The sequence below is a fragment of the Streptomyces sp. NPDC047042 genome, assembly GCF_040644035.1.
In the GTDB taxonomy this organism is placed as follows: domain Bacteria; phylum Actinomycetota; class Actinomycetes; order Streptomycetales; family Streptomycetaceae; genus Streptomyces.
The window spans coordinates 1-19,378 of sequence record NZ_JBEYVP010000059.1 but is presented as its reverse complement, the minus strand read 5'-3'; the positions used below and the strand labels follow the sequence as shown (position 1 = coordinate 19,378).

16 protein-coding genes are annotated in these 19,378 nt (G+C 71.4%); 1 reads left to right on the top strand and 15 read right to left on the bottom strand.

The window, feature by feature from the left end; translation table 11 throughout:
- Positions 1-307: 307 nt before the first annotated feature.
- The 8 genes from ABZ855_RS43900 to ABZ855_RS43865 form a co-directional block, all read right to left on the bottom strand.
- Positions 308-592, bottom strand: a complete 285-nt coding sequence (locus ABZ855_RS43900; protein WP_360818145.1) for a DUF6191 domain-containing protein — start codon at positions 590-592, stop codon at positions 308-310.
- A gap of 15 nt (positions 593-607) precedes the next feature.
- Positions 608-868 (bottom strand): hypothetical protein, encoded by a 261-nt coding sequence (locus ABZ855_RS43895; protein WP_319209572.1) that lies wholly within the window; start codon positions 866-868, stop codon positions 608-610.
- Between the two features lie 32 nt (positions 869-900).
- On the bottom strand, positions 901-3,942 hold the full coding sequence (locus ABZ855_RS43890) for an AAA family ATPase (RefSeq protein ID WP_360818217.1): 3,042 nt from the start codon (positions 3,940-3,942) through the stop codon (positions 901-903).
- A 221-nt stretch (positions 3,943-4,163) separates the two neighbouring features.
- On the bottom strand, positions 4,164-4,349 hold the full coding sequence (locus ABZ855_RS43885; RefSeq protein WP_360818141.1) for a hypothetical protein: 186 nt from the start codon (positions 4,347-4,349) through the stop codon (positions 4,164-4,166).
- A 214-nt stretch (positions 4,350-4,563) separates the two neighbouring features.
- On the bottom strand, positions 4,564-5,181 hold the full coding sequence (locus tag ABZ855_RS43880) for a hypothetical protein (protein ID WP_360818138.1): 618 nt from the start codon (positions 5,179-5,181) through the stop codon (positions 4,564-4,566).
- A gap of 35 nt (positions 5,182-5,216) precedes the next feature.
- Entirely contained in the window at positions 5,217-5,792 is a 576-nt protein-coding gene (locus ABZ855_RS43875; RefSeq protein WP_360818135.1) for a GNAT family protein, read from the bottom strand.
- Positions 5,770-8,055 (bottom strand): MMPL family transporter, encoded by a 2,286-nt coding sequence (locus ABZ855_RS43870; RefSeq protein ID WP_360818132.1) that lies wholly within the window; start codon positions 8,053-8,055, stop codon positions 5,770-5,772. The genes ABZ855_RS43875 and ABZ855_RS43870 overlap by 23 nt, the downstream gene beginning before the upstream one ends.
- A 211-nt stretch (positions 8,056-8,266) precedes the next feature.
- Positions 8,267-8,551 (bottom strand): hypothetical protein, encoded by a 285-nt coding sequence (locus tag ABZ855_RS43865; RefSeq protein ID WP_360818129.1) that lies wholly within the window; start codon positions 8,549-8,551, stop codon positions 8,267-8,269.
- Between the two features lie 193 nt (positions 8,552-8,744).
- Here ABZ855_RS43865 and ABZ855_RS43860 point away from each other — a divergent pair, with 193 nt between their 5' ends.
- Positions 8,745-9,560, top strand: a complete 816-nt coding sequence (locus tag ABZ855_RS43860) for a methyltransferase domain-containing protein (protein ID WP_360818126.1) — start codon at positions 8,745-8,747, stop codon at positions 9,558-9,560.
- Positions 9,561-9,652: 92 nt separating this feature from the next.
- Here ABZ855_RS43860 and gatB read toward each other — a convergent pair whose 3' ends face one another.
- The 7 genes from gatB to ABZ855_RS43825 form a co-directional block, all read right to left on the bottom strand.
- Positions 9,653-11,173 carry an Asp-tRNA(Asn)/Glu-tRNA(Gln) amidotransferase subunit GatB gene (gene gatB, locus ABZ855_RS43855; protein WP_360818123.1) on the bottom strand — a complete coding sequence of 507 codons (1,521 nt, stop codon included), beginning with the start codon at positions 11,171-11,173 and terminating at the stop codon, positions 9,653-9,655.
- Positions 11,174-11,189: 16 nt separating this feature from the next.
- A complete protein-coding gene (locus ABZ855_RS43850) occupies positions 11,190-11,432 on the bottom strand; it encodes a hypothetical protein (RefSeq protein ID WP_319209556.1) in 243 nt (80 codons plus the stop codon).
- Complete coding sequence (gene gatA / locus ABZ855_RS43845) at positions 11,429-12,934, bottom strand: Asp-tRNA(Asn)/Glu-tRNA(Gln) amidotransferase subunit GatA (protein WP_319209553.1); 1,506 nt, start codon at positions 12,932-12,934, stop codon at positions 11,429-11,431. The genes ABZ855_RS43850 and gatA overlap by 4 nt, the downstream gene beginning before the upstream one ends.
- Before the next feature lie 5 nt (positions 12,935-12,939).
- Positions 12,940-13,236 (bottom strand): Asp-tRNA(Asn)/Glu-tRNA(Gln) amidotransferase subunit GatC, encoded by a 297-nt coding sequence (gatC, locus tag ABZ855_RS43840; protein ID WP_037622623.1) that lies wholly within the window; start codon positions 13,234-13,236, stop codon positions 12,940-12,942.
- Between the two features lie 183 nt (positions 13,237-13,419).
- Complete coding sequence (locus ABZ855_RS43835; protein ID WP_360818119.1) at positions 13,420-15,801, bottom strand: bifunctional diguanylate cyclase/phosphodiesterase; 2,382 nt, start codon at positions 15,799-15,801, stop codon at positions 13,420-13,422.
- A 219-nt stretch (positions 15,802-16,020) separates the two neighbouring features.
- Positions 16,021-18,216 (bottom strand): NAD-dependent DNA ligase LigA, encoded by a 2,196-nt coding sequence (gene ligA, locus ABZ855_RS43830; RefSeq protein WP_360818116.1) that lies wholly within the window; start codon positions 18,214-18,216, stop codon positions 16,021-16,023.
- 15 nt (positions 18,217-18,231) lie between these two features.
- Positions 18,232-19,233, bottom strand: a complete 1,002-nt coding sequence (locus ABZ855_RS43825) for a methionine synthase (RefSeq protein ID WP_360818113.1) — start codon at positions 19,231-19,233, stop codon at positions 18,232-18,234.
- Positions 19,234-19,378 lie beyond the last annotated feature (145 nt).

The following is a 19,378-nucleotide window of genomic DNA, read 5'->3' as shown; positions in this document are numbered from 1 at the left end:
TCCGCCTGGCCCGGCCGGTCCACCTGGTCCGGCTGGTCCGGCTGGTCCGGCTGCTCCTACTCCGCCGGGCCCCGGCTGGCCCGCCTGCTCCACCTGGCCCGGCTGGTCCACCTGGTCCGGCTGCTCCAACTCCGCCGGGCCCCGGCTGGCCCGGCTGCTCCAACTCCGCGGGACCCTGGCTACTCCACCTGGCCCGACCGGTCCACCTGGCCCGGCTGCTCCACCTGGCCCGGCTGCTCCAACTCCGCCGGGCCCCGGCTGGCCCGCCTGGTGCGGCCCGGCCGGCCGGGCCGGGCCCGGCGCCCGGCTACTCCGGCTGGTCCGGCTGCGGCTGCGGCTGCGGCTGCGGCTGCGGCTGCGGCTGCGGCTGCGGCTGCGGCTGCGGCTGCGGCTGCGGCGATGCTTCCTCCGCCGGTTCCGCTTCCTCCGGGTGCTCGCCCCGCCGTACGACGACTTTTCCGGATGCGAGGTCTATCGGCCCGCGTCCGGGGTCGCCGTCGCCGACGTCCACGCGGGTCAGCTCCAGACGGTTCTGCTCGTCACGCGTGTGCTTGCGTCCCGGTGCGAAGAGCTCCTCGAACATATTGAACACGGGCCCGGCTCCCGGCTACTCGTCTTCTATGAGCGACTGGTCGAGGACCGCCACGGAGACCAGGATCAGGAAGGCCCGGTGAACCATGTAGTCGACGGTCAGGCCCGTGGCCACGGACACCACGCGGATGTCCTCACCGCTCACTGCCTGCGACACCGGCGTGAAGGGGTCCTCGGCGAGCTTGTTCAGGCCCCGCTCCAGAAGCTTGCGCCGGTCCTCGGGAAGTGCGTCGCGCTGCGCGGCAGCGCGTTCGGTGAACTCGATCTGGTACAGCACCGTTCCTCCGCCCGTAGGTGGGTCCGCTGCCATTATCCCGCCACCAGGCGGTTCTCGGTCCCCGGCGGGAACAGGGCCAGCCGGTGCGCCACCGCCGCCGCCTCGCCCCTCCCCGAGACGCCCAGTTTGGCCAGGATGTTGGAGACGTGGACGCTCGCTGTCTTCGGCGAGATGAAGAGTTCCTCGGCTATCTGGCGGTTGGTGCGGCCCGCGGAGACCAGGCGCAGGACGTCCCGTTCGCGGCTGGTGAGGCCGAGGGACTCGGCCGGGTCCGCAGCGGGCCGGGACGGGATGCCGGTCGGGGTGAGGCGGGCGCGCTGGGCGAGGAGGGTGACGGCGTCGGCGAGGGGACGGGCGCCCAGGTGGCCGGCGACGGTGGCGGACAGCCGCAGCAGTTCGCTCGCCCGGTCGCGGTCGTCGAGCTCGGCGCCGTCCGTGAGCAGTGCCTCGGCGAGGCGGAGGCGGACGCGGGCGAGGTCGTAGGGGCGGTCCAGGGTCTCGAAGGCGGTGACGATCCCGGACCAGGTGTCGGGGGTGGCGGTGCCGTCGGCGCGCTGGAGTTCGGCGCGGACCCACTGCTCGTGGGCGAGCCAGACGGGGGCGCCCGTGGCGAGCTTCTTGGCGGTGTCGAGAATGCGGGCGAGGATCTCGGGGCGGCCCGGCGCGGCGGTGGGCAGGGCGCGGGCGTCGGCCTCCGCGGTGGCCGCGGCCAGGAGCAGCGGCCAGCCGTAGCGGTGGGTGCCGGGCGGGAAGCCGGCGTCCAGTGCGTGGGCCAGTTCGGTGCGGGCGTCGAGGAGGCGGCCCTCCGCCGCGGCGACGCCGACGGCGACGAGGGCGAGCAGCAGGTCGTGCTGGGGCATGGGATCGTGGGTGCCGAAGTGCTGGTGGGCGGTGGCCAGTTGGTGCCCGGCCTCCGTCAGGTCGCCCCGGCCCAGGGCGAGTCGGGCCAGGCAGATCGCGCCGGCGCCCTGCGGCTTGGTGCTCTGGCCGCGGCGCAGCGCGTTGGCGGCGGCCTCGGCGGCGTCCTGCCAGCGGCCGAGCGAGTACAGCGAGTCCGAGAGGTTGCCCCACACCCAGGCCTCGGAGTCCAGCAGCCCGAATTCACGGGTGTAGGCGAGGCCCTCCTCCAGGAGGGGGACGGACTCGCGGGAGCGGCCGACCGATTCGAGGCCGTTGGGGAGGTTGACGTAGGCGCGTCCGGCGACGAAGAAGATGTTCTCCGCGACCGACCGTTCCTTGACCTCGCGCATCTGCGCGAAGCCGGTCTCCGTGGCGCCGGAGTCGACCAGGAGGCCGCCGTGGGTGAGGCGGGCGTGCAGCTCGGTCTCGTGGGCGCCCACCATGCGCGCGTACTCGACCGCCTGTTCGGCTGCGGTGAGGGCCTCGGGGCCGGGACAGTGCATCATCGACCAGGCGGCGACGTTGGCGAGCACCTCGGCGTGGACCTCCGAGGGCGGCAGACCGCGTACGAGTTCCTGGGCGGTGCCGAGTTCCTTCCAGCCGTCGCCCCGGGACTGGGCCTGGACCAGGCGGGAGCGCTGGCACCAGAACCAGGCGGCGCGCAGGGGGTCGCCGTCGTCCTCCAGAAGGTGCAGCGCCCGCTTGATGATCTTCAGGGCGCGTTCGCGCTCCCCGCACAGCCGGCCCGCGACGGCGGCCTCGGCCATGAGGTCGAGGTAGTGGAGAGGTGTGGTGGCCGGGTCGCAGCCGCAGGGCGGATAGACCTCGGTGTAGTCGACGGGCCGGAGCGTGGTCCGTACGGCGTCGGGGACGGTGTCCCAGAGCTCCATCGCCCGTTCCAGGAGCCGTAGTTGCTCGGAGTAGGCGTACCGGCGGCGGGCGGTGACCGAGGCCTCCAGGACGGCGGGGAGGGCCTTGGCCGGGTCGTGGGCGTGGTACCAGTAGCTGGCCAGGCGCGTGGTGCGCTCGTCGGCGGGGACGAGGGTCGGGTCGGCCTCCAGGGCCTCGGCGTAGCGGCGGTTGAGGCGGGAGCGTTCGCCGGGGAGCAGGTCGTCGCCGACGGCCTCGCGGACCAGGGAGTGGCGGAAGCGGTAGCCGTCGCCGGCCGGGGTGGCGAGCAGGATGTTGGCGCCGACGGCGGCGCGCAGTGCCTCGATGAGGTCGTCCTCGGCGAGTCCGGCGACGGCGGCGAGCAGCCGGTACTCGACGGTGGAGCCGCCCTCGGCGACGATCCGGGCGACCCGCTGGGCGCTCTCGGGCAGGCTTTCGACACGGACGAGGAGGAGGTCGCGGAGGGTGTCCGTGAGTCGGGTGCGGCAGCCCTCGTGGGCGGCGACGGCGAGTTCCTCGACGAAGAAGGCGTTGCCGTCGGAGCGCTCGAAGATCTCGTCGACCTGGGCCGGTTCGGGCTCGGCGGCGAGGATGCCAGCGATCTGGCGGCTCACCTCGGCACGGTTGAAGCGGCTCAGCTCGATGCGGCGGACCGTGCGCAGCCGGTCCAGTTCGGCGAGGAGGGGGCGCAGCGGATGGCGGCGGTGGATGTCGTCGGCGCGGTAGGTGGCGAGGACGACGAGACGGCCGGTGCGCAGGGTGCGGAAGAGGTAGGCCAGGAGATGGCGGGTGGAGGCGTCGGCCCAGTGGAGGTCTTCGAGGGCGACGACGACCGTACGGTCCGCGGCGACGCGTTCCAGGAGGCGGGCGGTGAGTTCGAAGAGGCGGGCCATGCCCTCCTCGTCGTGCCGTCCGGCACCGGTCTCCCCCAACTCGGGGAGCAGCCGGGCCAGTTCCTCCTCCTGTCCGGCAGCGGCGGCGGCCAACTCGTCGGGCAGCGCCCGCCGCAGGGCGCGCAGGGCGGTCGAGAAGGGCGCGAAGGGCAGCCCGTCGGCGCCGATCTCGACACAGCCGCCGAGCACGACGACCGCGCCCCGGCCGTCGGCGGCGTCGGCGAACTCCTCGACGAGCCGGGTCTTGCCGACCCCGGCCTCCCCGCCGAGCAGCAACGCCTGCGGCTCACCGGCGGCGGCGCGGGCCAGCGCCTCGTGCAACACCTCCAACTCGTCGCCACGACCGACGAACTCCGGACAGACGGACCTGGTCTCCACGGGCCAGAGCATCGCACAGGGCTCTGACATCGCGGGACTGGTTATCGCGCCGATCGACGGCACGCCGGACGGGCCGGTCGCCTTGTCGGCGACCGGCCCGTCGCGGGTCGTGGAGCGGACGGCCGCGGCGGGCGCGGGGAGGAGTGCCGTCGCGGGATCGGCGGTACGGGGCGCGCGGCGGCCGGCTTCCGGCGCGCCGGATCCCGTACGGCCGTCCGCCCGTCCCCCGGCGCTCACGCGGCCCGGGTGAACCAGTGGCGGCGCGTGCGGTCGGGATGCACCTCGCCCTCGGCGGCGCGGCCGGTCGCCTCACGGCGGGCGGCGCGGGCACGTCGGACCGTCTCCCGGGCCAGGCGCTCGTCCGCGGCCTCGCGGCGCAGCTGGGCGGAACGGGTCTGCTGGATCTCGTACTCGAACATGTGGGCCCCTCGGGTCTCTGGTGAGCTCGGTCGTTCATCGCTCTCCGCGATGTCTCAACCTTCGTCTCCCAGGGGGGTCCGTCACATCGGGAGAGTTCCGCATCTTCCGCGGGGGGCGGGGGCCTTAGGAACGGGTGAGGGGCCCCGGGCGGGCCGTAAGGTGCTTACGACCGGCCTAAGGCCCCTCATGAGCTGCGGTGATTCCGCCTCCGGGTCAGGTCGCGGAGGGCAGGCCCAGCAGTACGTCGGTGTACTTCAGGACCGCGATGAGCAGTCCGAGGACGCCGAGGGCGACGCCCGCCCAGGAGACCGACTTGATCCAGACGGGCTGCGGCCTGCCCGGGGCGCCGAACGCGGGCCGGGCGAGGGCGGCGACACCGACGAGCAGCGCGGCGAGGGCGAAGATGCCGCCCCACAGCGCGGTGGTCTGCCAGGCGTCGCCGTAGACCTCCTTGATCTGGGTGGCGACGCTCGCCGAGGACGCGGTCTCCAGCTGGCCCACGAGCGTCTCGCGGGCGCCGGCCACCGTGCCCAGCCAGCTGCCGCTGAGCGACACGAAACCGAGCACCGCGGACACCACGGCGGCGGCACCCTGGCCCACTCCGGAGGATCCGTCGGTCTCCGGCGCGGACTCCGGGTCGGACCCGTCCGTCAGGTCGTCGCCCTCGTACTCGTCCGCGTCGCCCAGGACCTCGGCCTCGGTCTCGGCCGTGTCCTGCGCCGGCCGCTCGTCCTTGGTGATGTCCACTGTCTCCCCGCCGCTCTTCGCGTCGTCGCTCTGTGCCTCGGTACCGGTCTCGGCGCCGGTCTCGTCTGCTGTCCTGGTTCCCATGCCTCGCACCGTACGGATGTCGTCTGAGAAGTTTCTTAACGCTCCTTGTGAGCGGCACGCGCGCGTGCGGCGCGCCACTCGGGCGCGAGTACCGACCAGATCTCGGTGTCCGCGCGGACGCCCCGGTGCGGATAGTTCTCCCGCAGCAGCCCCTCACGGCTCATGCCCAGCCGCCGCGCCACGTTGATGCTCGCTTCGTTGACGGACGACGCGTGCCACTCCACACGGTGCATGCCGCGTACGTCAATCGCCCAGTCGATGAGGACACGCATCGCGCGCGTGATGAGCCCGCGTCCGGTGGCTGCCGGTTCCAGCCAGCAGCCGACCTCGCAGTTGCCCTGCTCCGCGCTGAAGTTGAGGAACAGCACCCCGCCGACGAGCTTTCCGTCCAGCCAGATCCCGTGCAGCGACCCGGTGTCGGCGGCGCGCTGGTCGGCGTAGCGCTGGAGCTGCGCCCGCGCGGAGTCGACGTCGGTGCTCTTCATGCCGAAGGGGACGTGCTGGTTGATGAAGTCCCGCCCCCGGTCGAGGTGCGCGAGGAACTCCTCGGCGTGCCAGGGCTCCAGGGGGCGCAGTTCGGCGCCGTCGTCACCCAGGGATATCGCGTACATCCTGCGGTCGCTCCTTCAGCAGTACATCCCGTACGTCCATGACCTCCGCGTCGGTCACGTCCGGAATGCTCGCACGGGCGGCTTCCTCGACGCCGGGAGTTTCGGCGGCGGGGACGTGGCGCTCGGGCGGTTCGATGCTGATGCGGGGCAGGCGGCGGTCGAGCCAGCTCGGCAGCCACCAGTTGGCGCCGCCGAGCAGATGCATCAGGGCGGGCACCAGGAGCGTACGCAGGACGAAGGCGTCGAGGGCGACGGCGGCGGCCAGGGCGATGCCGAACATGGCGATCACCCGGTCGCCGCTGAGGACGAAGGCGAGGAAGACGGAGATCATGATGACCGCCGCGGAGTTGATCACGCGGCTGGTCTCGGCGAGGCCGACCCGGACGGCCCGCCGGTTGTCGCCGGTCTCCAGCCATTCCTCGTACATCCGGCTGACCAGGAAGACCTGGTAGTCCATGGAGAGCCCGAAGAGGACCGAGACCATGATCACGGGGAGGAAGGGCTCGATCGGGCCCGCGCTGCCGAGACCCAGCAGTTCGCTCCCCCAGCCCCACTGGAAGATCGCGACGACGACACCGAACGCGGAGGCGACGGCGGCGACGTTCATCGCGGCGGCCTTGAGCGGGATGCCGATCGACCGGAACGCGAGCAGGAGGAGCAGACAGCCCAGGCCGATCACGACGCCGACGAACAGCGGCAGCTTGCCGATGATCACATCCGCGAAGTCGTCGTAGCTCGCTGTGACCCCTCCGACGTGCAGGTCGAGCGAGGTGCCGGTCTCCGCGCGCGGGAGCACCTGCTCGCGCAGCCGCTCCACCAGGTCACTGGTCCGCGCGGACTGCGGGGAGGACTCGGGTACGACGGTGAGGTACCCGGTGGCGCCGTTCGGGCTGTAGGTCACCGGGGAGGCCGACGCGACGCCCTCGGTGGTCCGGAGGGTGGCCGCCAGGTTGTCGAGGATGAGCTTGTCCTCGGCGTCGGCGACGGGGGTGACGAGGGTGAGCGGGCCGTTGACACCGGGTCCGAAGCCGTGGGCGAGGAGGTCGTAGGCCTGCCGGGTGGTCGTCGACTTCGGGTTGTTGCCCTGGTCGGAGGTGCCGAGGTGGAGCCCGAGGGTGGGCAGGGCGAGCAGCGCGATGACGACCAGGGCGGCGGCACCGAGCACCTTGGGATGGCGTTCGACGAACGCGGACCAGCGGGCGGCAAAGCCGGTGGGCAGCTCCGGCTCGGGCCCCCGCTCGGCCAGCCTGCGCCGCTCACGCCGGTTCAGGGCGCGCGGCCCGATGAACGACAGCAGGGCGGGCAGAAGGGTCACGGAGGCCGCGACGGTCAGGATCACCGTCAGCGAGGCCGCGATGGCCACGCCGTTGAGGAAGCCGAGGCGCAGGATGAGCATCCCGAGCAGGGCGATGCAAACGGTCGCACCCGCGAAGACGACGGCCCGTCCCGTGGTCGTGACGGCATTGACGGCGGCCTCGGTGACCGACAGCCCGCGTTTGAGGCCGCGTCGGTGTCTGGTGACGATGAACAGCGCGTAGTCGATGCCGACGCCGAGCCCGATCAGCATGCCGAGCATGGGCGCGAAGTCGGCGACGGTCATCGCGTGCCCGAGCAGCACGATCCCGGCGTACGCCGTGCCGACGCTGACCAGCGCGGTGGCGATGGGCAGCAGGGAGGCGGCGAGCGAGCCGAAGGCGAGGAACAGCACGACGGCCGCGACGACCACACCGACGGCCTCGGCGACATGCCCGCCGGACGACTCGGTGAGCGCGATGGCGCTGCCACCCAGCTCCACCTGGAGCCCGTCGGCGCGTGCCGCCACGGCCGCGTCGACCACCGCCTGCGCCTCACCCTTGCCGATGTCCTCGGCGGACCGGTCGAAGGTGACGGTGGCGTACGCCGTACGGCCGTCGGCGCTGATCCGGCTCGCGCCGTGGCCCTCGTACGGGCTGTCGACCGAGGCGACTCCGGGCAGGTCGGCGATGCGGTCCAGGGTGCCGGTCATCGTCTGTTCGACGTCGGCGGCCCGGACCGTGCCGGCGGTGGTGTGCCAGACCACGGTGTCGGTGTCGCCACCGAGCCCGGGGAAACCTTTCTCCAGGAGCTGCGTGGCACGGCCCGACTCGGTGCCGGGAGCCTCGTAGTCGTTCGAGTACGCCGAGCCCATGACGGCGGCGGCGGCGCTCACACCGGCGAAGGCGGCGAGCCAGATCAGCAGGACGACGAGGCGGTGCCTGACACACCAGCGTGCGAGGACTGCCACAGACGTGCTCCCTGGATAACGAGTGGATCTTTGACCGGGAACAGTCGTGTGTGAACAGAAAGGCCCGCAAAGAAACGAAAGAACGCAAGAGCGATACCGAACCACTGTTACAGGCGTCGATGATCGTTTGAGCCATTCGTGCCCTTACTCACAGGACTGCGAGTCACATCACAGGACAATCACATGAACTCTGTCACCTCGACCGGGCTGGTCAATCGAACTGGTCGCCGAGCGCCATCACCATCACGCCGACGATCAGCAGCCACAGGGCCCGCCGGGTGCGCCCCCGCGCCCCCAGCACCGCCGCGAGCGCGCAGACGGCGGCGCCGAAGGCGTACGCGCCCGGCACGAGGACGGGCGCTGAGCCGGTGAGGCGGAGCGTCGAGGCCGCGAGACCCGCGAGGGCCAGCAGCACCCCGGTTCCGGTCGCCGTCCAGCGGGCGCGCCGCGCGTCCAGCGCCGCGTCCTCGTCGTATTCCCCCTCGTTCTCGTCCATGGCGCGGCAGCGTAGCGCGCCCGGCTGGAAATTCGGATGCGGAGGACCGACGCCCACTGTTAGCGTCCGGCCGTCAACTGTCTGTATCCGGCTTTTCGCCGCCTCCCCGAGCAGGTGCATTGTTTGAAGGTCCGACCGAGCTCCGACGCATTCCGTTCTTCTTCACCGCAGAACCCAAGGAGCCGGTTCACCGATGTCCGACATCACCTCCAGGACCTCGAACAAATCATCGGACGATCAGCTCGCTGACCGTCTGACAGACCCCCGCCGCCCGCGCGGCAACCGGTACGACGCCCGCTGGATGATCGACAACCAGATGGGCCCGAACGCCCTGTGGCTGCTGGAGTGGCTGGCGCCCGCGCTCGGCCTCGACACCCTCCCGCCGGGCGCCCGGGTGCTCGACCTGGGCTGCGGCAAGGCCATGACGTCCGTCTTCCTCGCCAAGGAGTACGGCGTCCAGGTCACCGCCGCCGACCTGTGGATCGAGCCCGGCAAGAACGCGCGCCGCGTCGCCGAGGCGGGCGTCGCCGACCGGGTGCTGCCCGTGTACGCCGAGGCGCATCAACTGCCGTTCGGCGACGAGTCGTTCGACGCGATCGTGAGCATCGACGCGTACCAGTACTTCGGCACGAACGACCTGTATCTGCCGAGCCTGACCCGGCTGCTGAAGCCGGGCGGGCGGATCGGTGTCGTCATGCCCGCGCTGCGCGAGGAGCCGGACGGCGTGGAGCCGCCGGAGCATCTGAAGCCGTTCTGGGACCCGGGTTTCTGGGCGTTCCACTCCCCCGCCTGGTGGCGGCGCCAGTGGACGCGCACCGGGGCCGTGACGGTGGAGGCCGCGGACTGGCAGCCGGACGGCTGGCGGGACTGGCTGCTGTGGAGCGAGGTGTGCGCCGAGGCGAGCACCGAGGAGTTCATGGCGGGCATGGCCCGCGACCAGGTCGAACTGCTGCGCGCCGACCAGGGCCGGTCCCTGGGCTTCGTACGGGTCGTGGGACGCCGTACGTGATGACGCCGTACGTGATCAGGTAGCACGACCGAGGGGCGCATCGGAAACCCGATGCGCCCCTCGCTCACTGCATGGCTGCTTGGCCGCTCGACTCAGCCCTCGCTGACGCCCAGCTGCTCAAGGATCAGTTCCTTGACGCGGGCCGCGTCGGCCTGGCCCCTGGTCGCCTTCATGACCGCGCCGACCAGGGCGCCGGCCGCGGCCACCTTGCCGCCGCGGATCTTGTCGGCGATGCCCGGGTTGCCTGCGATGGCCTCCTGGACGGCCGTGGTGAGCGCGCCCTCGTCGGAGACGACCTTGAGGCCGCGCTTCTCGACGACCTCGTCCGGGTCGCCCTCGCCCGCGAGGACACCCTCGAGGACCTGACGGGCCAGCTTGTCGTTCAGGTCGCCGGAGGTGACCAGCGCGGCGACCCGGGCGACCTGCTCGGGCGTGATGGCCAGCGCGTCGAGCGGGGTGCCCGACTCGTTGGCGCTGCGCGCGAGTTCGCCCATCCACCACTTACGGGCGGAGGCCGCGTCCGCGCCGGCGTCGATGGTGGCGACGATGAGGTCGATGGCACCGGCGTTGAGCATCGACTGCATGTCGGTCGCCGAGACGCCCCACTCCGCGAGGAGCCGGTTGCGGCGGGCCAGCGGCAGTTCGGGCAGCTGGGCGCGGATCTCCTCGACCCACTCACGGGAGGGTGCCACCGGCACGAGGTCCGGCTCGGGGAAGTACCGGTAGTCCTCGGCCTCCTCCTTCACGCGGCCCGAGGTCGTCGACCCGGTGTCCTCGTGGAAGTGCCGGGTCTCCTGGATGATCGTCCCGCCCGAGTTCAGTACGGCGGCGTGCCGCTGGATCTCGAAACGGGCCGCACGCTCCACGGAACGCAGCGAGTTGACGTTCTTCGTCTCACTGCGGGTGCCGAACTTCTCGCGGCCGTGCGGGCGCAGCGACAGGTTCACGTCGCAGCGCATCTGGCCCTGGTCCATCCGGGCTTCCGAGACGCCGAGCGCCTTGATCAGCTCGCGCAGCTCGGCGACGTACGCCCTGGCGACCTCGGGAGCGCGCTCGCCGGCGCCCTCGATCGGCTTGGTGACGATCTCGATGAGGGGGATGCCGGCGCGGTTGTAGTCGAGGAGCGAGTGCGAGGCGCCGTGGATACGGCCCGTCGCGCCACCGACGTGCAGCGACTTGCCGGTGTCCTCCTCCATGTGGGCGCGCTCGATCTCCACGCGGAAGGTCTCGCCGTCCTCCAGCTGCACGTCGAGGTAGCCGTTGAAGGCGATCGGCTCGTCGTACTGGGAGGTCTGGAAGTTCTTCGGCATGTCCGGATAGAAGTAGTTCTTCCGGGCGAAGCGGCACCACTCGGCGATCTCGCAGTGCAGCGCGAGACCGATCCTGATGGCGGACTCGACGCCGGTCGCGTTGACGACCGGAAGCGCGCCGGGCATGCCGAGGCAGGTCGGGCAGGTCTGCGAGTTGGGCTCGGCGCCCAGCTCGGTCGAACAGCCGCAGAACATCTTGGTGCGGGTGCCGAGTTCGACATGGACCTCGAGGCCCATGACGGGGTCGTACGACGCCAACGCGTCCTCGTACGACACCAGTTCGGTGTCGGTCGTGGTGGTCACGGTGAAAACTTCCCTCTCAGCCCAGCAGGACGTCGTCGTCGCCCAGCCGCTTCAGCTCGCGGTAGAGGATGGCGAGGCCGGTGACGATGGCGGCGGCGGACACGGCCGCGTCGATGAGGCGCAGCGTGTCGCTCTCGGAGCGGGCCTTCTTGGCCTGCTTGGCGACGCTGATCGCACCGAACGCGGTGGTCGCGATGGACAGGTACGTGCCGGACTTGGACTTCTTGAAGCCCTTGGCCTTCGAAAGAGCTTTGCTCACAGCGACGGTGCCTCCTCGAGCAGCGGGTGCCCCCACTTTTCCACGAAGGCGGCCTCCACAGCAGCGCCGACCTTGTAAAGACGGTCGTCCTTCAGCGCCGGGGCGATGATCTGGAGACCGACGGGCAGTCCGTCCTCCGGTGCGAGACCGCAGGGCAGGGACATGGCCGAGTTGCCGGCCAGGTTGGTCGGGATGGTGCAGAGGTCCGCGAGGTACATCGCCATCGGGTCGTCGGCGCGCTCGCCGATCGGGAAGGCGGTGGTGGGCGTCGTCGGGGAGACGATCACGTCCACCGACTCGAACGCCTTCTCGAAGTCGCGGGTGATGAGCGTACGGACCTTCTGGGCGCTGCCGTAGTACGCGTCGTAGTAGCCGGAGCTGAGCGCGTACGTGCCGAGGATGATGCGGCGCTTGACCTCGGGGCCGAAGCCCTCCGCGCGGGTGAGCGAGGTGACCTCCTCGGCGGAGTGCGTGCCGTCGTCGCCGCTTCGCAGGCCGTAGCGGAGCCCGTCGAAGCGGGCCAGGTTCGACGAACACTCGCTCGGCGCGATCAGGTAGTACGCCGACAGCGCCAGGTCGAAGGACGGGCAGTCCAGCTCGACGATCTCGGCGCCCAGCTCCTTGAGCAGGGCCACGGACTCGTCGAAGCGCTGGATGACGCCGGCCTGGTAGCCCTCGCCCCGGAACTGCTTGACGACACCGACGCGCATGCCCTCGACGCTGCCGTTGCGGGCGGCCTCGACGACCGGCGGGACCGGGGCGTCGATCGAGGTCGAGTCGAGCGGGTCGTGCCCGGCGATGACCTCGTGCAGGAGCGCGGCGTCCAGGACCGTACGGGCGCAGGGCCCGCCCTGGTCGAGGGAGGACGAGAAGGCGACCATGCCGTACCGCGACACGGCCCCGTACGTCGGCTTGACGCCGACCGTGCCGGTGACGGCGGCGGGCTGGCGGATGGAACCGCCGGTGTCCGTACCGATCGCCAGCGGCGCCTGGAAGGAGGCGAGCGCGGCGGAGGAACCGCCACCGGAACCACCGGGAATGCGGCTCAGGTCCCACGGGTTGCCGGTCGGCCCGTACGCGCTGTTCTCGGTGCTCGACCCCATGGCGAACTCGTCCATGTTGGTCTTGCCGAGGATGACGACGTCGGCGGCCTTCAGCTTCTTGGTGAGGGTCGCGTCGTACGGCGGGATCCACCCCTCGAGGATCTTGGAGCCGACGGTGGTCGGCATCCCCTCGGTGGTGAAGATGTCCTTGAGCGCCAGGGGTACGCCGGCCAGCGGGCCCAGCGTCTCCCCGCGCTCGCGCTTGGCGTCCACGGCACGGGCCTGGGCGAGGGCGCCCTCGCGGTCGACGTGCAGGAAGGCGTGCACCTTCTCGTCGACGGCCTCGATACGGGCGAGGTGGGCCTCGGTGACCTGGACGGCGGTGAGCTCGCCGGAGGCGATCTTCGCGGCGGTCTCGGCGGCGGTCAGCCGGATGATGTTGACGTTGATGTCCGTCATGGTGATTAGTCCTCCCCCAGGATCTGCGGCACCTTGAAACGCTGCTGCTCCTGGGCGGGGGCGCCGGAGAGCGCCTGCTCGGGGGTGAGCGACGGACGGACCTCGTCCACGCGCATGACGTTCGTCAGCGGCAGCGGGTGCGAGGTCGGCGGTACGTCTTGGTCGGCGACCTCGCTGACGCGGGCGACCGCGCCGATGATGTCGTCGAGCTGGCCTGCGAAGTGGTCGAGCTCTTCGCCCTTCAGCTCCAGACGCGCCAGCCGTGCGAGGTGGGCGACCTCCTCGCGCGTGATGCCAGGCATGCAGCGATCCTCTGGGGTGAGTTGCGGTGTGGGTTTTGGCCCCAATCCTAGGGGGCAGGGGAACCACCCCGCGCACGGGTTTGCTTCCACGCACCCGCAGCCGCCGATGGCGCCGAGCCCCCGCAGGAGAGCTCACCTTGAAATCCGGGGCAAACGGGCGGTGCGCGGGCGGGAGATCTCCCCTCAGGACTCCGCGGCGGGCAAAGCCGCCCGGGGCCGCTGCCACCCCCGAGTCCCCCGCGCCAGCAACCACGCCGTGGCCTCCTCAGGAGGCATCGCGGCGGCGACAAGCCACCCCTGCACCGCGTCACACCCGAGATCCCGCAACCGCTCCCACGTCTCGTCGTCCTCCACCCCCTCGGCGACCACCAGCAGCCCCAGGGAATGCGCGAGATCCACCGTGCACCGCACGATCTCCGCGTCCTCCGTGTCCACCGCCAGCCGCGCCACGAACGAGCGGTCGATCTTCAGCTCGCTCACCGGCAGCCGCCGCAGATGCACCAGCGACGAGTAGCCCGTGCCGAAGTCGTCCAGCGACATCTTCACGCCGTGCGCGGTCAGCGCGGCCAGGGTGTCCGCGGCCTTCTGCGGGTCCTCCAGCAGCACGTGTTCCGTGATCTCGAGCTGCAGCGCCCCCGCCGGCACCCCGTGCCGGGCCAGCCGCGCGGCGACGGAACCGGCGAAGCCGGGGGTGTGCACGTCACGCGGGGAGACGTTGACGGCGACCGGGACGAACAGCTTCTGGGAGCGCCACTTGGCGACCTGTTCGAGCGCCGTCTCCAGCACGTACTCGGTGAGATGGGGCATCAGCCCCGACGACTCGGCGATCGCTATGAACTCGTCCGGCGGCACCTTCCCGCGCTCCGGGTGCACCCAGCGCACCAGCGCCTCCAGGCCGGCGACCTGCCCGTCGAAGCGCACCTTGGGCTGGTAGTGCAGCTGGACCTCGTGGGCGTCGAGCGCGCGCCGCAGGTCGCCCAGCAGACCGAGCCGGTCCGGGGTGTTGGAGTCCCGCTTGATCTCGTACACCTCGACGCCCGTGCGGTCCCGCTTCGCCTGGTACATCGCGACGTCCGCGCGCCGCAGCAGCCCCTCCGCGTCGAGCGCGTGGTCGGGGAAGACGGCGAGGCCGGCGCTGGCCTCCAGGACGAGGGTGAGTCCGTCGAGGTCGAGCGGGGAGCCGAGCACGGTGACCAGGTTGCGGGCGACGCGGGTCGCGGACGTCGTGGAGTCGACGACCGGCAGTAACACGGCGAACTCGTCACCGCCGAGCCGTGCGGCCTCCGCGCCGCGCGGCAGGGCCAGGCGCAGCCGTTCCGCTATCTGGAGGAGGAGCCGGTCACCGGCGAGGTGGCCCAGGGTGTCGTTGACGGACCGGAAACGGTCGAGGTCTATGAGCATCAACGCGGCCCGCGCGTCGATGCGTTCGGCATCGTCGAGGGCCGTCCATGTCCGTTCCAGGAGCCACTGTCTGTTGGGCAGTCCGGTCAGCGGGTCGCGCAGCTGTTCCTCGGCCCGGGCCCTGGCTATCCACAGGGTGGAGTCGAGGGCGATGAGGGGGATGGCGAACAGCGGCAGCAGGATCGGCAGAGCGACGGCGACGACACAGATCAGCGGCGCGATGGCGAGCAGCGCGATCGCGACCAGGCCCTGTCTGACCAGGGCGGAGCGGGCGACCGTGGGCAGTCCGCCGCGCGGGGTGTGCAGATACCAGACCAGGGTGCGGGTGAGCGCGAGGTAGGTGACCGCGACCAGCATCACCTCGGGCGCCGTGTAGACGCTCCAGGTCTGCGGGTCCCACGGTGCCTCGACCGAGGGGACCCGGCCGAAGGCGGCGAGCACCAGTGCGCCGGCGCCTATGCCGAGGATGTCCACCGAGCCGTGCAGGAGGCCCTGCCGCCAGCGGTGGCGCCGGGCTATGCCGACCAGGACGACGACGGTGAGGCTGACCATGCCTGCCGCCACCCACCCGTACAGCAGGAGTACGGCGAGGGTGAGGGCGGAGCCGGAGCCGGTGCCGCCCCACCAGCGGGCGCGGCCGAGGGCGACGAGGTGGCCGACGATGACGCCGGTGAGGACCGCGAAGGCCCAGCCGGCGGTGCCGGAGGGGAAGAGCGCGCTGTGGCCGGTGAAGCCGCGGTAGAAGCCGGCGCCGAGGACGAACCCGGCCGCCGCGACGACCGCCGCGGGCAGCGCGGGCCAGGTCAGCTGACGGGCGGGATCGTGGGCGTGCAGTTGGGCGACGCGTTCCTCGGCGGTGAGGTGGGCCGCCGACGGGACCGCCGACGGGATCGACACCCTGCTGTCGGCGACGATGCGCTGCCCGTTGCCACGTCCCCCACCGGTCCCGCTCGTCCCGCCGGCCCCGCCTGCGCCGCTCGCTGGGCCCGGGGTTCCGACGCCGATGCCCGCCCGTTCCAGGAAGCGTGCCGTCCGGCGGGCCGCGCCCTCTTCCCGGCCCGGCTGGGGGCGGCCCGCGAGGAGGCCGGAACCCCGGCGCCACAAGCCGGATATGCGGCTTGTGCGCAGCCGTGAGGGAGGGGCGGCGCTATCGGTCGGTTCCATTCCCGTCCCTCTCACAGCCGGCGGTGCCCACGCCACGCGGTCCGCTCTCCGTCAACCGTCAACGGCATCGCGTCCGATACCGCGTCCGGGCACGGCTGGCGCATACGTCAACAGTAGGCCGCGGAACGCTTCCACGGGCAGCGGTCGTCGACGGTTGCCCGAATGCGTCCCAGCCACCCGTATGCATCTGGTATGCGCCGATCGGGTGGTGTTCAATCCCTACTCCTCGTTCGGAAGCGCCGCCTCGGCCGCCGCCTCGGGCCCCTGTTCGAGCAGAACGGCGAAGCCCTCCTCGTTGAGCACAGGCACCTTCAACTGCATGGCCTTGTCGTACTTCGAACCAGGATTGTCACCCACAACCACGAATGACGTCTTCTTCGAAACAGACCCCGTCACCTTTGCTCCACGGCTCTGCAGTGCCTCCTTCGCGCCGTCCCGGGTGTGGGACGCGAGCGTGCCGGTCACGACGACGGTGAGCCCCTCGAGCGGGCGCGGGCCCTCGTCCTCCCCGGAGCTCTCCTCCTCCATTCGGACTCCGGCGGCCCGCCACTTGCGCAGGATCTCCTGGTGCCAGTCCACCGCGAACCACTCCTTGAGCGAGGCCGCGATGATCGGACCGACCCCGTCCGTGGTGGCCAGCTCCTCCTCGGAGGCCTGCTCGATCCGCTCGATCGAGCGGAATTCACGGGCCAGCGCCTCGGCGGCGACCGGCCCGACGTGCCGGATCGACAGACCGGTGATGATCCGGGCGAGCGGACGGTCCTTGGCCGCGGCGATGTTGGCGAGCATCGAGACCGCGTTCTTCCTCGGCTCGCCCTCCTGGTTGGCGAAGACCGTGGCGATCTTCTCCTCGCCGGTCTTCGGGTCGCGCTTGGGCAGCCCGCTGTCCTGGTCCAGGACGTACGCCTTGATGGGCAGCAACCGCTCGATGGTGAGGTCGAAGAGGTCGCCCTCGTCGATCAGCGGCGGCTCGGCCGGCTCCAGCGGCTTGGTCAGCGCGGCGGCGGCCACATAGCCGAAGTTCTCGATGTCCAGGCACTTGCGCCCGGCGAGATAGAACAGCCGCTCCCTCAACTGGGCCGGACAGCTCTGCCCGTTGGGGCAGCGCAGGTCGACGTCGGCCTCCTTCATGGGCTTCAGCGGCGTCTGGCACTCGGGGCACTTCTCCGGCATCACGAAGGGCTTCTCCGTGCCGTCGCGCAGGTCGGCGACCGGTCCGAGGATCTCCGGGATGACATCGCCCGCCTTGCGCAGCACCACGGTGTCCCCGATGAGCACGCCCTTGGCCTTGACGACGTCCTGGTTGTGCAGCGTGGCGAACTCGACCTCGGAGCCGGCGACGGTGACCGGTTCGACCTGGGCGTAGGGCGTGACACGGCCCGTACGGCCCACGCCCACACGGATGTTGAGGAGCTTGGTGTTGACCTCCTCGGGCGCGTACTTCCAGGCGATGGCCCAGCGCGGGGCGCGCGAGGTCGACCCGAGCCGCCCCTGGAGCGGGATTTCGTCGAGCTTGACGACGACCCCGTCGATCTCGTGCTCCACGGAGTGCCGGTTCTCGCCGTAGTTCGCGATGAACTCCCGTACGCCGTCGAGGTCGTCGACCACCTCCGCGTACCGCGTGGTCGGCAGGCCCCACTCGTGCAGCAGCTTGTACGCCTCGGAGAGGCGGGTCAGCGGGGCGGAGCCCTCCAGGGCGCCGATGCCGTGGACCACCATGTGCAGCGGGCGCGTCGCGGTGACGCGCGGGTCCTTCTGGCGGAGCGAACCGGCCGCCGCGTTGCGCGGATTGGCGAACGGCTTGTCACCGCCTTCCACCAGGCGGGCGTTGAGCTCCTCGAACTTCTCCATCGGGAAGTAGACCTCGCCGCGGATCTCCACCAGGTCCGGGACGCCGTCGCCCTTCAGCCGGTCGGGGATCTCGGCGATCGTCCGCACGTTGGGCGTGATGTCCTCGCCGGTACGGCCGTCCCCACGGGTCGCCGCGCGCGTGAGCCGCCCGTTCTCGTACGTCAGGTTGACGGCGAGGCCGTCGACCTTCAGCTCGCACAGGAAGTGGTGCTCGGACGCCCCGACGTCCTTGTGGACGCGCTCCGCCCACGCCGCCAGCTCCAGATCGTCGAAGGCGTTGTCGAGGGAGAGCATCCGCGAGCGGTGCTCGACCGAGGTGAACTCCGTCTCGTACGCCCCCGAGACCTTCTGCGTCGGGGAGTCGGGTGTGCGCAGCTCCGGATACTCCTCCTCCAGCGCCTCCAGGGTGCGCAGCATCTTGTCGAACTCCGCGTCGCTGATCACCGGAGCGTCGTTCACGTAGTACCGGAAGCGGTGTTCCTCGATGCGCTCGGCGAGCTGGGCGTGCCTGTCGCGCGCCTCGGCGGGCACCGATGTGGACTGTGCGTGCTGTTCGCCGGCCACCGTGTTGTCCTCCCGTTACTCTGGGTTGTCCGCGAGTGATCTCGCCGCCTGGACGCAGTGGGCGAGCGCCTTCCACGCGTACTGCGGGGAAGCGCCCGCGAGTCCGCACGACGGCGTGATGGTGACCGCCTCCGCGAGAAGCCCCGGATGCAGCCCCAACCTGCGCCACAACGACCTGACACCACTGACGCTACCGGCAGGGTCTGACAATGGGCCGTCCGTGCCCGGGACGACACCGGCGAACAGCCGCGTACCGCCCTCCACCGCCTCGCCGATCGCGTCGTCGTCACGCTCGGTGAGCAGGGAGAAGTCGAAGGAGACGGCGGCCGCACCGGCCCTGCGGAGCAGGGCGAAGGGGACGTCCGGCGCGCAGGAGTGGACCACGACCGGCCCCTCCCCGGCCGCCGCGACGATCTCCCTGAGGGTCGCCTCGACGACCTGGCGGTCCGGGGCGCGGTGGGTGCGGTAGCCGCTCGCGGACTTCACCTGGCCGCGCAGTACGGCGATGAGGGACGGTTCGTCGAGCTGCAGGACGAGTTGGGCGCCGGGGATGCGGCGGCGCAGGTCGTCGAGGTGGAGGCGGATGCCTTCGGCGAGGGAGGCGGCGAGGTCGCGGCAGGCGCCGGGGTCGGAGAGGGCGCGTTCGCCGTTCCTGAGTTCCAGGCCGGCGGCGAGCGTCCAGGGGCCCACTGCCTGCACCTTCAGCTGGCCCTCGTAGCCCTGGGTGAACTCCTCCAGCGCGTCGATGTCCTCGCCGAGCCAGGAACGGGCCCGCTTGGTGTCCCTGCCCGGGCGGTCGCCGAGGCGCCAGCCGCTGGGTTCCACGCGGGCGTACATCTCCACGAGGAGGGCGGTGGTGCGGCCGATCATGTCGGCGCCGGGGCCTCGGGCGGGGAGTTCGGGGAGGAAGGGGAAGTCCTCGAAGGTGCCGGTGGCCGCCTTGGCGGCTTCGCGGGCGTCGCCGCCGGGGAGGGAACCGATGCCGGTGGCTGGGCCGAAGGTGGGGTTCGAGTTCACGTGGCGAAGCCTATGTTTTCTCGCCCCCGCCGCCCCTACCCGTCCCATCCTCGGGGGCGCTGCCCCCGAACCCCCGCTCCTCAAACGCCGGAGGGGCTAATTTTTAGCCCGTCCGGCGTTTGAGGACGAGGCCGTTCAGGCCGAA

What these genes read in the sequence shown, in the direction of transcription:
- gatA (WP_319209553.1), bottom strand. Translation starts at nt 12,934, where the DNA reads ATGACGGACATCAACGTCAACATCATCCGGCTGACCGCCGCCGAGACC.
- ABZ855_RS43875 (WP_360818135.1), bottom strand. Translation starts at nt 5,792, where the DNA reads ATGTACGCGATATCCCTGGGTGACGACGGCGCCGAACTGCGCCCCCTG.
- gatC (WP_037622623.1), bottom strand. Translation starts at nt 13,236, where the DNA reads ATGCCTGGCATCACGCGCGAGGAGGTCGCCCACCTCGCACGGCTGGCG.
- ABZ855_RS43880 (WP_360818138.1), bottom strand. Translation starts at nt 5,181, where the DNA reads ATGGGAACCAGGACAGCAGACGAGACCGGCGCCGAGACCGGTACCGAG.
- ABZ855_RS43860 (WP_360818126.1), top strand. Translation starts at nt 8,745, where the DNA reads ATGTCCGACATCACCTCCAGGACCTCGAACAAATCATCGGACGATCAG.
- ABZ855_RS43865 (WP_360818129.1), bottom strand. Translation starts at nt 8,551, where the DNA reads ATGGACGAGAACGAGGGGGAATACGACGAGGACGCGGCGCTGGACGCG.
- ABZ855_RS43885 (WP_360818141.1), bottom strand. Translation starts at nt 4,349, where the DNA reads ATGTTCGAGTACGAGATCCAGCAGACCCGTTCCGCCCAGCTGCGCCGC.
- ABZ855_RS43890 (WP_360818217.1), bottom strand. Translation starts at nt 3,942, where the DNA reads ATGCTCTGGCCCGTGGAGACCAGGTCCGTCTGTCCGGAGTTCGTCGGT.
- ABZ855_RS43835 (WP_360818119.1), bottom strand. Translation starts at nt 15,801, where the DNA reads ATGGAACCGACCGATAGCGCCGCCCCTCCCTCACGGCTGCGCACAAGC.